Origin of the sequence: Fibrobacter sp. UWB15, from assembly GCF_900177705.1 — a bacterium.
GTDB lineage: Bacteria > Fibrobacterota > Fibrobacteria > Fibrobacterales > Fibrobacteraceae > Fibrobacter.
In genome coordinates this window covers 122,996-135,808 of the sequence record NZ_FXBA01000009.1, presented here as the reverse complement: position 1 = coordinate 135,808, position 12,813 = coordinate 122,996, and the positions used below count along the sequence as shown (strand labels likewise).

Genomic DNA, 12,813 nt, shown 5'->3' with positions numbered 1-12,813 from the left:
CAGGCCGCATCTCAATTATAACCAAAGGATTTTTTTCAGTACCGCTAAAGCTTCTTTAGAACCACCTGCCTAGCAGGTGGTTTTCGGTTATACAAAAAGGCCGCGACTTAATGTCGCGGTCTTTTTTTTATTCGTTCGCCCCTAGCATTTTCTTATAATTTGTTATAATTTTTACATTGGGTCGCTAAGAAAGGAGTTTACTTGCTATGACCATAGGCAAGAATTTTACCACTAAAATCGCATCTGCGTTTGTCACTTTTACGTTGGCAAGTTTTTTCATGTGTTCTTGTAGCGAGAGCACTCCTGAAAAAGTGAATCTTGTTGAACCGATTCCGTCTGATTCTACGGCAACCGATGTCAAGGATTCCGCAGACACGACTTCCAAAAAAGATTCTATTCCGAATACACCCGATTCATCAAAGACGGATTCCGCCGAGACCGGCCCTATCGAAACGACACACACCGTTGTCGGTTACCTGAATCGCGGCCAGTACGCTTGGGGAACCGAGGTTGTTTTGCGCGAACTGGACAGCAACCTCGCGCAAACCGGCGTCGTTTACCGAACCCTCATTGCCGACTCTCTGGGCTTATACGTCATTCCCGATGTCAAGTTAACGCAACCCTACGTGCACATCGAAGCTGTCGGCAGCTACAACACCGTCTGTTACGAAATTGATAACAGGCCCGAATATTTCACCGGTACAGAAACCTACGCCGACATCCGCAAGGGCGATACCATCAACCTGAATGTCTTGACACACATGCAGGCAAGGAGACTCCCCCGCTACATAGAACAAGGCTACTCCTTTGATTCCGCAATGGCCACCCTGCAATCTGAAATTTCGGCACTCCTGATGCTAGACACATTGCATACCGAATTCAACAAGCTGAACTTGGTTACTGAACAAAGCGAAAGTTTTTACCTGCTGGGAGCCACCATTCTTTCCGAAGTGCACTCCTTCTCGGGCGACTTTGATGGGTTACTTGCCCTAGAAAGCTTAAACGATTCCACAACAAGTTCTTTTTGGTACCAGGCATACAATGCCAGCACCGGCAGGGATTGCTGGAAAATTACCGAAAACTCGAGAAAATTCGGTTACCACTACATCATAACCGGCGCTAAAAAATATCTTGAACAAGTCTGGGAAACAAAATTCGACCTCGGAGAATGTTCCGTTGCAAACAAGAACGAAATCAAGTCGGCGGCATTCAACAGCAAGTATGTGATGTATTGCGATTCTGCCAAATGGCAATATCCCCACGATTGTAGCGTTCTCGATAAAATTGTTCTGGATACTACCGTAGGTGACACCATTGCGGGGCACTTGACAGAGGCGCCTTACTGCAAAGATACTTATTACTACTGGGGAACTTTCCAAGGGGAATACTCCTGGCTAGAAGCAGACAACATCGAAACCGGACTTAAGCTCGCCTGCGTCAAAGAAACAAGAGGCCTCTACGGCAAGAGCGGCAAAAAATGCTACTACTGCGACGGTAGCTACTGGCTAGAAAAAGACATGACCGAATGCGACGAACACATTGTTTCTGCCGGGCAAACAAATTAAGGGGAGAAGAACAAAATGACCAAGAATATTTTTGCAATCCTTTTGGCAAGCAGCCTTTTCTTGTTCGGTTGCGGCGACGATTCCTCTAGCGATCCGCAAGACGATTCCTCTAAAGATTCCGAACTCAGCAGCAGTAGCGGCAACAGCGATAAAGATGACAAGAAAAGCTCCGAATCCAAGGCCGATTCATCGAGCACATCAGATTCGCTGAACACTGAACCGGCAGCGCTGTTCGAAAAAGCCCAACTCACAGCTATTTACGGACACTCCAAATGGCACGAAGCCACTGTGCTTGAAATAGACACCGCCATGAACCTTACAGGCCGCGAATTCATGGTCAAGGCAGACTGCGATTCGTGCCCGTTCGTGTTCGAGAATCTTAAGCTGCAAACACCTTACGCCCTTTTAAGAATCGACAACAAAAGATATTCTATATCCGCGCCGGCATGGAGCTTTGTCGATCTTGGCCGCACCGATTCGCTCCACCTCAACGCGCTCACCACGCTCGAAAGCAAACGAATCGTCAAGCTCATGAAAGACGGGCTTGAATCCGACTCCGCCGAAAAGCAGGCGCAAGGCGAAATTCTGAAAGAGGTTTTCGGCGATATTCCCAAGTTAAAGCATTCTAACCAAATTGACGAACATACGACCGATTCCGTTGCAGCAGTGGTTTTGCAAACCCTATGGTCCGGCAGCCTGCCATACAACAAAAAAGCGGACACTATTTTTGAAAAAGACGGCAAATGGAACGATTCCATAAAAATATACTTTGCAGACCGTCTTGCCGACAGCTACATGTATGAATACACTAGTGACATTCCTACCCCAAGAGCCGAAAGACCGGTTACCACCGGCATTTACGGGCGCATCTACGGATTTGGAGAATGTTCCAGCAAGAACATCGATTCCGTAAAAACGGTCAACGATTCTACCAGCAAGTATTACAAGATTCTATTTGTCTGCTCCGAAAAACTCGGTTGGTACAACCCCGGCACAACATTCCAAGACACCTACAATTGGGAACCGGGATATAACGGCGAATTACGAAAAGGCTCCTATTACGAAAATTACACCTACGCTTACGATTCCGTTCAGGGGAAATGGATTTACCCCAGCATCCAAAACGGGATTCCCTGCATAACGACAAACTTAGGAATGGTCATAAAATCGGAAGACCCATACGCCGGAGGCGTCTTGATTCCGATTCCATACCACAAATGCATGGATACAGGAACCCAGCTTTTCTGGAATTCCGCAAACGAAACGGAATATTACTCGCAAGGAATCGAATGCGACTCCGCTTATACAAGACGCCCAAGCCTCGTGGATTCTGCAGTAAAAGTTCTTTGCTACGATGGCAAATTTACCGTGATTAAACCTACGGAACCTGAGCCCCCGCAAGAAGAAACCTTGCTGGAAAAAGAAGCAAAACTGATTAACTGCGGCGAAGACGACGAATCGTTCCATAAAGGTCAAATCGATACAACCATCTACTACTATTGCTACAAGGGCGACGTAGCTATCGCAAAAGAATTTGACATGGCAATCGGTCATGGTTGCCACAGAGAACACGAAGGCGATTACGTATACCAGAATTCCGTTTTCACCTGCAACGGTTTCGCCTGGAAATTTGCAAATGACAAACTAGTGACTGACACCGTTACCGACGAACGTGATGGGACCATTTACCAGACTGTAGGCATCGGTAGTCAAATCTGGATTTCAGAAAATTTGAACTACGCCATAGATTCTAGCTGGTGTCCCATGCACAAATACGCTTCAACGGACACATCTTGGAACGCCGACAGCAGCCTTAAATACTGCAAAAAGTATGGCCGTTTCTACAGATGGGACGCAATTCTCGGTGAAAACGCGGCAGTAGAAAATATATGCCCCGAAGGATTCCACGTTCCAAACAACAAGGAACTTGAAACCCTGGCCAATTTCGGAAAGACATGGTTCAAGAACGAAACCGCAGCAGATATCTTCGTTTCGGAAAACCGTCTAGAATACAGTGATGGCATTGAAACAGGAGACAATCTGCTTGGATTCTCGCTCTATATGATTGGAAGCAGAAATATAAACGGCAACTACAACGGATGGCTTTACAGCGTGAACGTATGCAGCCGAGACGCCGCCAGCGAAGACCGCGCATACGTCTATAGAATCAGCCGAGACAATTCAATGGAGTTTGCGCAGGCACAGCAAAAGCAGAACCTAAGTTGCAACGTAAGGTGCCTTAAGGACTAAGAGATTGTAATCACACAAAAAAGTGACCCGCCGGCGATGAAGCCGGTGGTTTTCGATTATACAAAAAGACCGCAGCGGTCAAGCTACGGTCTGATTTTTTCTCTGGTCTGGATCCTTCCGCCTTCGGCGTCAGGATGACACGACCGAATGTCGTGTCACTTGACCACAACGCTTACGAGTTTACCCGGCACGGCAATGACCTTCACAACAGTCTTACCAGCAGTAAACTCCTTCACTCTTTCGTTTTCAAGAGCGAGCTTTTCGAGGGCGGCCTTGTCCATGTCCTTAGCAACGGAGGCCTTGGCGCGGACCTTGCCGTTCACCTGGAACACGACTTCCACGGTGTTTTCCACGGCCTTGGAGTGGTCGGCTTCGGGCCAGGCGACGTTCGTGAGCGATTCGTTGTGTCCGAGGATGCTCCACATTTCTTCGGCGATATGCGGGGCAAACGGGTGCAAGAGCTTCACGAACGTTTCGCACGGTTCGCGGTAGCGCTTGTCCATCTTCATCATTTCGTTGTTGAAGATCATCAGCTGGCTAATCGCGGTGTTGAAGCTCATGTTCTCGATGTCGCTCGTGACCTTGATGACGGTCTGGTGCATCACCTTCTCGATTGCTTCCGGAGCGGTTTCATCAACGTAGACCGGAGCGGCATCGTCGTCACCGACAACAGAACGCCAGGCGCGGCCGAGGAAGCGGTTCATGCCTTCGATGCCCTTGGTCTGCCACGGCTTCACGGCATCGAGCGGGCCCATGAACATTTCGTACAAACGAAGGCTGTCGGCACCGTAGTCGCGCACCACGTCATCCGGGTTCACGACGTTTTTGAGGGACTTACTCATCTTCGCCACAATCTGCTTGAGCTCGATGTCGGTTCCCTTCTTGAAGAACTTGCCGTTCTTCTCTTCCACTTCGTCGGTGGGGACCTTGGAGCCCGCGGCATCTTCGTAAGCGAAGGCAAGAATCATGCCCTGGTTAAAGAGCTTCTGGAACGGTTCGTCGGTAGAGACAAGGCCGAGGTCAAAGAGCACCTTGTGCCAGAAGCGGCTGTAGAGTAGGTGGAGCACGGCGTGTTCGGCACCGCCCACATAGAGGTCCACAGGCATCCAGTACTTTTCGAGTTCCTTTGCCACAAATGCATCGCCATTGCAAGCGTCGATGTAGCGCAGGTAATACCAGCAGCTACCTGCCCACTGCGGCATGGTGTTCGTCTCGCGGATACCCTTGCGGCCGTTCTTGTCGGTCACCTGGAGCCATTCGGTAGCGTTTGCAAGCGGGGACTGTCCGCCGTCACCCGGCTTGTAGTCCTTGAGTTCCGGCAAGAGCACCGGCAGTTCGGCATCGTCGACAGTAGAGATTTCGCCATCTTCCCAGTGAATAATCGGGAACGGTTCACCCCAGTAACGCTGGCGGCTGAAGAGCCAGTCGCGGAGCTTGTAGTTCACCGTGGCCTTACCAATCTTGTTGGCTTCGAGCCATTCGATGACCTTCGCGATGCCCTGCTTCTTGTTGAGGCCGTTCAGGCAAAGCGTGTCGTTCTGGCTGTTGATGTAGGTGCCGTCGGCAGCCCAGCAGGCTTCACCAGCGAGGACCTTCGGGCGAACGTCGACCGGGCAGCTTGCGTCCGGTTCCATGATGCAGATAACCGGCAGGTTAAACTTCTTCGCGAAATCGAAGTCGCGGGTATCGTGAGCGGGCACGGCCATGATGGCGCCCGTGCCGTAGCCGGTCAGAACGTAGTCGGCGACCCACACCGGAATCTTGGTGCCGGTGAGCGGGTTCACGGCATAAGAGCCAGTAAACACGCCGGTCTTTTCCTTCGCAAGTTCGGTACGGTCGAGGTCGCTCTTCAAGGCGGCGGCGTGCACGTATTCTTCCACGGCGGCCTTCTGCTCAGCAGTCGTGAGTTCCGGCACCATCGCGTGTTCCGGAGCAACGACCATGTAAGTTGCACCAAACAACGTATCGCAACGGGTCGTATAGACGCGGAGCTTCTTTTCGGTCGGCTTGCCGTCAGCATCGGCAATCGGAAAATCCACTTCGGCACCGTAGCTCTTGCCGATCCAGTTCTTCTGCATATCCTTGACGCCCTGCGGCCAGTCGAGCTTGTCGAGGCCCTTCAGCAGGCGGTCGCCATACAGCGGAATACGCATGAGCCACTGCTTGAGGTTACGGCGTTCCACTTCCTTGGTGCCGCACTTTTCGTGGCTGCCGTCGTTCAAGACTTCTTCGTTCGCGCAAACAATCTTGCAGTGCTTGCACCACCACACCTGAGCGTCGGCGTAGTAAGCGAGGCGCTTAGAATCCTTGTACTTGCGGACTTCTTCCTTGCCCTTGGCTTCCACGTCAGCAGGAATCGGGAGTTCTTCGATGGGGCGGCCCTTCTGCTGGTCTTCATCGAACCAGGTGCCGTAAAGGCGCTTGAAAATCCACTGCGTCCACTTGTAATACTTCGGGTCGGTGGTGTTAACTTCCTTGTTCCAGTCATAAGAGAGGCCGAGGCGCTTGATCTGGCGGCGGAAATTGTCGCAGTTTTTCTTGGTGGTAATGGCCGGGTGCGTACCGGTCTGAATGGCGTACTGCTCGGCAGGGAGGCCGAAAGCGTCCCAACCCATCGGGTGCAACACATTGAAACCGCGGCTGCGCTTGTAGCGGCAGATGATATCGGTGGCGGTGTAACCTTCAGGGTGCCCCACATGGAGGCCCGCGCCACTCGGGTATGGGAACATGTCCAGGCAGTAATACTTGGGCTTGGACTTGTCGGTGCCCGTCTTGAAAGTCTGATGTTCTTCCCAGTAGGCTTGCCACTTGGTTTCGATCTCTTGCGGATTGTACTTTGCCATGATTTATGTCCTTAAATTTTCGGGGGTAAAGATAGAATTTCTTACACATCGTTTACACATCCACACGGCAAAAGACGCCCATTTAACGGCTTTCTTATACTAAAAAAGGAGGTCCCACCACTTGCGCAGCAGGACCCCCCGAGGTGTTTGATGGACTCCTAGCCCTCAAAAGGTTCTTTGTAAACAAAGTTACAATAAAGGGTACCCCTTGACAAGGGGTACCTCCTAATTTATTTTATACAAAAAACTTACACTTTGTTCGGTTTTCAACCTAGCCTATTCGCCATTTTCACACAAATTAAATTCGCACGTCAATTACACGCAAAGCATAAATATCGGAATACAGTTCAAAAATCGTTATTTTATAAGAAATCCACAAAATAAAAACAAAAAGTCCCCGGCATTGCCAGGGACTTTTTCTACTCTAAATAACAATTACACTTTGTCGAGAGCCTGAGTCAAATCAGCGATAATATCGTCAACATTCTCGATGCCCACGCTGAAGCGGATCAGGTCCGGTGCAACGCCTGCTTCGATGAGCTGTTCGTCGCTGAGCTGACGGTGCGTGTGGCTTGCCGGGTGCAGCACACAGCTGCGGGCGTCGGCCACGTGGGTCACGATGCAGATCATCTTGAGGTTGTCCATGAACTGGATGCTCTTTTCGCGGCCACCCTTGATGCCGAACGTGAGCACGCCGCAGGGGAGCCCGCCCTTGAACTGCTTCTGGGCAAGTTCATGGTACTTGTTGCCCTCGAGGCCCGCGTAATCGACCCAGGCCACCTTCGGGTGGTTCTGCAGGAACTTCGCGCAGGCGAGAGCGTTCTCGCAGTGGCGCGGCATGCGCAGGTGAAGCGTTTCAAGGCCAACGTTCAGGAGGAACGCATTCTGCGGAGCCTGGATGCTGCCGAGGTCGCGCATGAGCTGGGCCGTAGCCTTCGTGATGAAGGCGCCCTTGCCGAAAGCCTTCGTGTAGGCAAGACCGTGGTAGCTCGGGTCCGGTTCGGTGAGGCCCTTGAACTTGTCGTGATGGGCTTCCCAGTCAAAGTTTCCGCTATCTACGATGCAGCCACCCACGGCCATCGCGTGACCGTCCATGTACTTGGTGGTGGAATGCGTTACGATGTCCACGCCGAATTCAATCGGGCGGCAGAGAATCGGAGTCGGGAACGTGTTATCGACAATCATCGGCACGCCATGCTTGTGGGCGATGTCTGCAAAGCGCTTGAGGTCCAGAATCTTGCCGGCCGGATTTGCAACCGTCTCGCCGAAGAAGCACTTGGTGTTCGGACGGAAAGCCTTCTCGATTTCCTCGTCGCTAGCGTCCTGGTCCACGAACGTGCATTCGATGCCGAGCTTCTTCATGGTAACGCTGAAGAGGTTGCTCGTACCGCCGTAAATAGCGCTGGTGCTGATAAAGTGGTCGCCCGCCTCACAGATGTTGAACACGGCGAAGAAGTTCGCTGCCTGACCGGAACTCGTAAGCATCGCAGCGACACCGCCTTCCATGGCCGCAATCTTGGATGCCACGGCATCGTTGGTCGGGTTCTGCAGGCGCGTGTAGAAGTAACCGCTGGCCTTCAGGTCGAACAGGTCGGCCATCGCGTTGCTGGACTCGTACTTGAAAGTGGTGCTCTGGTAGATAGGGAGAACGCGCGGTTCGCCGTTTTTCGGTTGCCAGCCGCCCTGTACGCACAAAGTTTCGATCTTGGACATTTTTGCCTCTTGTTAAAAACTCATTTAAATATAGATAGCAGCCTATTTTGCACTGACTAACATATTATTTATATAGGTAAATATAGAAAAATGCTATTACTTGGCAATGCGTTTATGCAAATATCTGCATATATAATTCTGATATCTACTTATAGGTAAAAACTATAATTCTTTTTGGAGGCGTTATCTCCAGTGTAGACAAAGTAAACATTTCGTCTGTAAATTTCTGTAATCATTCGTTCGCTAATTCCTTGACCTATCGCGATTTGTAAACACTATTTTCTTAAAAGCCCATATCAATCATTTTTTTTAAATCTATATTACGAGAGAATTTTTTCACACTAAGCTTTTTATAGCTATAAAAAGAGGACACACATGATTGGACTTAAATCGATTGCCAAGACGGCGCTTGCGCTCTCGGCATCCGGTGCTCTCCTTTCGGGTTGCGGCGACGCTTCTTCGGAAGGTGATCTGGGTGGCGCGCTTCCCCGTCAACAGACGCTATACTTGTCGGGCCAGCAGAACGATGCGCCGGGTTCTTTCAACCCGCTCGCAGAAAGCTGGATGGCCTCCTGGCCGGTAGGCGGACGCTTCAACCTCATGTACGAACCGCTCATCACGTACAACTCCTTGAACGGCAAGATCGAACCCCTTCTGGGTACCTTGGTCGAGGAACTTTCCAATAACGATTCCATCGTGGTGGACCTGAACCCCGCCGCCAAGTGGAGCGATGGCAAGCCGGTAACTTCTACCGACGTGACCTTCATGTTCCTGCGCGGTTCCATCAACTCTACCGAACAGATTTCCGCTATCCATATCGATTCCCTGAAGGGTGCCGATGGCGTCATTACCGAACGTCTTTCGTTCATGGTCGCCAAGGACAAGCGTAACAATCCGCTGACCGTGCGCGACATGTTGCAGGCAACCCGTATTGCCCCGTCGCATGTGTTTGAACCGCTCATCAAGGAAAAGGGCCTCGACGAAACGAAGAAGCTCCCGATGGACCAGAACCCGGTGGTTTCCGGTCCGTACAACCTGCGTAGCGCCGACCCGAACAAGATTATTCTTGAACGTCGTGACGACTACTGGGGCAACGCCGCCCTCCATGACGGCAAGCTTCCGGCTCCGAAGTTCATTGTTCACCCGATTTACAAGAACAACGAACACAACACGATTGCTATGCGTGAAGGCAACCTCGATGCCTCCCAGAGCTTTATTCCCCGCATTCAGCGTAAGGCTTCTGCAGGCGTCCACACCTGGTGGAACGAACCGCCTTACTTCCGTCCGGGTGCAATGCCCATGCTCGTGATCAACACCCTTAAGGAACCCCTGAACGACAAGCGCTTCCGTCGTGCTCTTGCAACTGCAATCGACTACAACGCGCTCCGCCAGTTCGCCGTTTCCAACTACACCTCTACCCTCAAGGCCGGCCTCATCATGCCGACGGACCTCGAAGGCAAGTACATTGTTGACGAAGACCTCGAAAAGTACGGTGTGAACCTTGGCATCAGCGATGAAGCCGAACGCCTCGCTGCCGTGAAGCAGATCCTTTCCGAAGCGGGCTTCAAGTCCGTGTTCAACGACGACGGTACCCTGGATCACATGGAAAATGCCAAGGGCGAACGTCTCCCGACTCTCTACATCACTAGCCCGAACGGCTGGACCGACTGGGAAGCCATGGTGACTATCGCTGTCGAAGGCATGCGCAAGGCCGGTATCGATATCCGCGAAGGCTTCGTGGACGGTGGTTCTTACTGGCCGGCCATGGGTCTTGGCAACTTCGACCTCGTGATGCACAAGCCTGTCGCTGACGTGACTCCGTCTCTTCCGTGGAGCCGCTTCAACGAAATCATGGCAAGCCGCGACTGGCAGCCGCTTGGCGCCTGGGCCGGTGTGAACATCGGCCGTTACAACCAGCCGGGTACCGAAGGCTTCCGCCCCGAAGTGGACCAGCTCCTTTCCGCTATTCCTCTGATGACGGACTCCGTGGAAATCGCAAAGGCCTACCGCGAACTCAACAAGATCTTCATGGAAGACCAGCCCTCTATTCCGCTGGTCTACCTGCCTGAACAGTTCTACGAATTCAGCGACCGCGTGTGGACGAACTGGCCCACCGCCGAAAACCCGTACGCTCCGGCTCAGCTGCCGTGGGTGGCTTCGGGCACCAAGATCCTCTGGAACTTAAAGCTTGCTAAATAAAGGTTAAAGGAATACAAATGCTTAAACAATATCCTATGCTACGCTATGTCCTGCAGAAGGGGTTCTGGTATCTCCTGACCTTCGTTTTTGCAGTGGCATTGAACTTCGCCTTGCCGCGTCTTGGCGATAACAACCCGGTCGACATTATCATGGGTCAGGCCGGTAAGGGTCTTTCTCCGACTGAAGCCCAGAAGAAGAAAGCCGAACTCCTGGTGTCCTTCGGTATGGCCGAACTCGACGATCAGGGCAACGTGATTTATGAACCGGAAGTCGACGAAAATGGCCAGATGGTTACCCGCAAGGTGCCCAAGCTCGACGATGCTGGCAATCCGGTTCTTGTGACTGTGAAGGAAGTCAACGAAGACGGCACCCCGAAGATGGTGGAACGCCAGAAGGTTGACGCCGAAGGTAAGCCGGTCTTCGAAGAAAAGCCCGTGCTCGACGCCAAGGGCAAGCCCGTAATGGAAAAGAAGGGCAAGAAGAAGGTCGCCAAGGTTGAACAGGTCGCTGTCATGGAACAGGTCCAGGCTGAACGCCAGGACACCGTGATGGTTGACGAAGTCGTCCTCAAGACCGACCCGAAGCTCAGCTCCGCATTCTCCCAGTTCCTCCGTTACATTGCCAACGTGTTCAAGGGTGACCTCGGTCTCTCTTACCAGAACAACGAACCGGTGACCAACGTAATCAAGAAGTCGCTGCCGTGGACGCTCCTCATCCAGGCTCCGACCATTTTGCTCGGCTGGATTATCGGCAACTTGCTCGGTGCCTTCGCTGCTTACAAGCGCGGCATCTTCGACAAGGTGTTCTTCCCCTGCGCCATGTTCCTGAACGGTGTGCCGTACTTCGTGTTCGGTATGCTCTTGGTGGCCATGTTCTCCATCACGCTCGGCTGGTTCCCGGCTATGGGTGCTTACAGTTCCGACATTCCGGAACTCACCTTCTCCTGGACCTGCATTAAGAGCGTCGCTTGGTACTACATCCTCCCGTTCTTCAGCTGCTTCCCGATTCTTCTTTCGGGTCAGGCAACGGGTATGCGCTCCATGTCGATTTATGAACTCGGTACCGACTACATGAAGTACGCCAAGTGGCTCGGTCTTCGCGAAGGCAAGATCATTAGCTACGTGTTCCGTAACGCAATGCTCCCGCAGCTCACCGGTCTTGCTCAAAGCCTCGGTGCCATGGTGGGTGGCGCACTCATTACCGAAATGATCTTCTCTTATCCGGGCCTCGGTATGGCTATGCTCAACGCCATCCAGAAGAACGACTACGCAACGATTCAGGGTTGTACGCTCATGATCTCTACCTGCGTGCTCGTGGCCAACTACGCCGTTGACGTGCTCATCGCCGTGTTCGATCCGCGCGTGAAGGCCGGTCTCCAAATGGGAGGTAAGTAATTATGTTGAAACTCTTAAGAAACCTTCTCAAGTCCCCGATGTTCGTCATCGGTATCTCGATCTTCGTGCTCACGCTCCTGATCGCGCTCTTTGGACCTCTCTTCTACAACGTCGATACTCACGCCCGTGACATTCTCGCTGGCCCGTATGCAGGTTCTTCTTCTGAACACTTGCTCGGTACCGACCACTTGGGTCGTGACTATGTGTCCCTGCTGATTGCTGGCCTCCGCAGCTCCCTCTATGTGGGTTTCGTGGCCGGTATCATCGCGACGACGATCGGTGTGCTTATCGGTTTGTTCGGCGGTTTCCGTGGCGGCTGGATCGACGAAGTGCTGAACATGTTCACGAACCTCTTCATCGTGATTCCGCAGTTCGTGATCCTCGTGCTCATCAGCTCTGCCGTGAAGGACGGTCGTTCCCTCACCTTGATCGGCCTCATCATCGGTCTTACCGCATGGAGCTGGTCTGCTCGTGCAGTGCGTGCCCAGGCATCGTCCCTGCGTAGCCGCGACCATATCGCTCTCGCTCGCATCAACGGTGCATCTACGCTCACGATCGTGATCAAGCATGTGCTTCCGTACTTGCTCTCTTACGTGTTCATGGTGTTCATCATGCAGGTGGGTTCGGGCATTCTTTCCGAAGCATCCATCTCCATGATCGGCCTTGGCCCTGTCGATACGACTAGCCTCGGTATCATCTTGAACCAGGCGAAGGACAACGGCGCTCTTGCCGACTCCATCTGGATTGCCTTCATTCCGGCAACCCTCGTGGTGACCCTTACGGTGTTTGCCCTTTACCTCATCAATACTTCTATGGAAGGCGTCTTTAACCCGCGTCTGCGCAAATAAG

Annotated in this window: 7 protein-coding genes; 5 read left to right on the top strand and 2 right to left on the bottom strand. The window is 52.2% G+C overall.

The genetic code is table 11. The features are described 5' to 3' along the window. Positions 1 to 311: 311 nt before the first annotated feature. Both B9Y58_RS12200 and B9Y58_RS12195 read left to right on the top strand, forming a co-directional pair. Positions 312 to 1,565: a hypothetical protein gene (locus B9Y58_RS12200; RefSeq protein ID WP_143154708.1), complete on the top strand. Its 1,254-nt coding sequence runs from the start codon at positions 312 to 314 to the stop codon at positions 1,563 to 1,565. Between the two features lie 15 nt (positions 1,566 to 1,580). After that, positions 1,581 to 3,815, top strand: coding sequence for an FISUMP domain-containing protein (locus B9Y58_RS12195; protein WP_073057304.1), 2,235 nt, complete (start codon positions 1,581 to 1,583; stop codon positions 3,813 to 3,815). A gap of 155 nt (positions 3,816 to 3,970) precedes the next feature. Here B9Y58_RS12195 and leuS read toward each other — a convergent pair whose 3' ends face one another. Together leuS and B9Y58_RS12185 are read right to left on the bottom strand one after the other, a co-directional pair. Then, positions 3,971 to 6,658 carry a leucine--tRNA ligase gene (leuS, locus tag B9Y58_RS12190; protein WP_073057301.1) on the bottom strand — a complete coding sequence of 896 codons (2,688 nt, stop codon included), beginning with the start codon at positions 6,656 to 6,658 and terminating at the stop codon, positions 3,971 to 3,973. A 435-nt stretch (positions 6,659 to 7,093) separates the two neighbouring features. Further along, positions 7,094 to 8,371, bottom strand: a complete 1,278-nt coding sequence (locus B9Y58_RS12185; RefSeq protein ID WP_073057298.1) for an O-acetylhomoserine aminocarboxypropyltransferase/cysteine synthase family protein — start codon at positions 8,369 to 8,371, stop codon at positions 7,094 to 7,096. Positions 8,372 to 8,746: 375 nt separating this feature from the next. On the opposite strand from B9Y58_RS12185, the gene B9Y58_RS12180 reads away from it, so the two are divergent. The 3 genes from B9Y58_RS12180 to B9Y58_RS12170 are packed head-to-tail and all read left to right on the top strand — an operon-like array spanning position 8,747 to position 12,812. After that, positions 8,747 to 10,570 (top strand): ABC transporter substrate-binding protein, encoded by a 1,824-nt coding sequence (locus tag B9Y58_RS12180; protein ID WP_073057295.1) that lies wholly within the window; start codon positions 8,747 to 8,749, stop codon positions 10,568 to 10,570. A 35-nt stretch (positions 10,571 to 10,605) separates the two neighbouring features. Continuing rightward, on the top strand, positions 10,606 to 11,964 hold the full coding sequence (locus B9Y58_RS12175; protein ID WP_233247957.1) for an ABC transporter permease: 1,359 nt from the start codon (positions 10,606 to 10,608) through the stop codon (positions 11,962 to 11,964). A 2-nt stretch (positions 11,965 to 11,966) separates the two neighbouring features. Then, positions 11,967 to 12,812 (top strand): ABC transporter permease, encoded by an 846-nt coding sequence (locus tag B9Y58_RS12170; protein WP_072979824.1) that lies wholly within the window; start codon positions 11,967 to 11,969, stop codon positions 12,810 to 12,812. Position 12,813 lies beyond the last annotated feature (1 nt).

Excerpts from the sequence above, each read along its gene's own strand:
- B9Y58_RS12175 (WP_233247957.1), top strand. The coding sequence starts at position 10,606 with ATGCTACGCTATGTCCTGCAGAAGGGGTTCTGGTATCTCCTGACCTTC.
- B9Y58_RS12185 (WP_073057298.1), bottom strand. The coding sequence starts at position 8,371 with ATGTCCAAGATCGAAACTTTGTGCGTACAGGGCGGCTGGCAACCGAAA.
- B9Y58_RS12180 (WP_073057295.1), top strand. The coding sequence starts at position 8,747 with ATGATTGGACTTAAATCGATTGCCAAGACGGCGCTTGCGCTCTCGGCA.
- leuS (WP_073057301.1), bottom strand. The coding sequence starts at position 6,658 with ATGGCAAAGTACAATCCGCAAGAGATCGAAACCAAGTGGCAAGCCTAC.
- B9Y58_RS12195 (WP_073057304.1), top strand. The coding sequence starts at position 1,581 with ATGACCAAGAATATTTTTGCAATCCTTTTGGCAAGCAGCCTTTTCTTG.
- B9Y58_RS12170 (WP_072979824.1), top strand. The coding sequence starts at position 11,967 with ATGTTGAAACTCTTAAGAAACCTTCTCAAGTCCCCGATGTTCGTCATC.